This is a genomic window from Mammaliicoccus sp. C-M13, assembly GCF_022386845.1.
Taxonomy (GTDB): Bacteria; Bacillota; Bacilli; order Staphylococcales; family Staphylococcaceae; genus Mammaliicoccus; species Mammaliicoccus lentus.
In genome coordinates this window covers 1-548 of sequence record NZ_JAJNHQ010000036.1, presented here as the reverse complement: position 1 = coordinate 548, position 548 = coordinate 1, and the positions used below count along the sequence as shown (strand labels likewise).

The window sequence follows — 548 nt, the reverse complement described above, 5'->3', positions numbered from 1 at the left end:
TTCCCCTTCGGGGGACAAAGTGACAGGTGGTGCATGGTTGTCGTCAGCTCGTGTCGTGAGATGTTGGGTTAAGTCCCGCAACGAGCGCAACCCTTAAGCTTAGTTGCCATCATTAAGTTGGGCACTCTAGGTTGACTGCCGGTGACAAACCGGAGGAAGGTGGGGATGACGTCAAATCATCATGCCCCTTATGATTTGGGCTACACACGTGCTACAATGGATAATACAAAGGGCAGCGAACCCGCGAGGTCAAGCAAATCCCATAAAATTATTCTCAGTTCGGATTGTAGTCTGCAACTCGACTACATGAAGCTGGAATCGCTAGTAATCGTAGATCAGCATGCTACGGTGAATACGTTCCCGGGTCTTGTACACACCGCCCGTCACACCACGAGAGTTTGTAACACCCGAAGCCGGTGGAGTAACCTTTTATTAGGAGCTAGCCGTCGAAGGTGGGACAGATGATTGGGGTGAAGTCGTAACAAGGTAGCCGTATCGGAAGGTGCGGCTGGATCACCTCCTTTCTAAGGATATTACGGAATGACCAT

1 rRNA gene is annotated in these 548 nt (G+C 50.5%); it reads left to right on the top strand.

The features are described from left to right. Nucleotides 1-524, top strand: a 16S ribosomal RNA gene (locus LQ615_RS13350); the annotation flags it as partial. Between the last annotated feature and the right edge of the window lie 24 nt (nucleotides 525-548).